The sequence below is a fragment of the Oleiphilus sp. HI0080 genome (assembly GCF_001635135.1).
The window spans coordinates 1-750 of sequence record NZ_LWFU01001235.1 but is presented as its reverse complement, the minus strand read 5'-3'; the positions used below and the strand labels follow the sequence as shown (position 1 = coordinate 750).

At 50.0% G+C, this 750-nt stretch carries 1 pseudogene; it reads left to right on the top strand.

Annotated elements, in window-relative coordinates:
* Window positions 1–17 precede the first annotated feature (17 nt).
* Window positions 18–750 (top strand): annotated as a pseudogene (locus tag A3751_RS23315) (HlyD family secretion protein); the annotation flags it as partial.

Below are 750 nucleotides of genomic sequence, written 5' to 3'. Positions count from 1 at the left end.
TCGTAGAGCAAGGCCAAGTGCTGATAGAGCTTGATGCTCAACTCGCGAAAGCCGAGTACGAAAGCCTCAAAGCGGAGCTGGCTGGTGTGCGCCAAAACCTGCAGCGTTTGGAGCTATTATCCGAGTTTCTTAGCTCAGCGAACATTGCCCCGGGGTCTGACCCCAATGCATTGGGGTCAGACCCCGCAGTAGAAGAATTGCCTCATCCACTATCCACGCAGCCACTATCCACTCAACCACTATCTACTCAACAACACGCGCAACTTCTACAAGAACAATCCGAAGTCGCCGCGCAGCTTGCGAACTTCCAAAACGAGCGTGTAAAACTGCAAATTGATCAAAGCATGACGCAAGGTGAAATCAAAAAGAAACAACGAGTCATACCCGTGATTCAGGAAAGGGTAGATGCGCTCGATACTCTGCGTAAGAAATCCTACGGCTCGAAACTTCAATATCTTGAACTCAAACAAGAACTCATCGAAGAGCAGCAAGATCTTGCCGTGCAACAAGCACGACTGAATCAGCTCAAGCAATCCGAGCAAAGCATCAGCACACAGCAAACGCTCTATCTCGCTGAAAAACGCAAACAAACATTGGCTGAGCAAAACGCCTTACAAGTCCAAAGCGATGCCTTGTCCCAGCAAGTGACCAAAGCAGAACAGCGCTTAACGCACTATACGCTTATCGCACCGATCACAGGGCAAGTGCAACAACTCGCGACCACCACCATTGACGGCGTTGTGCAAAGCG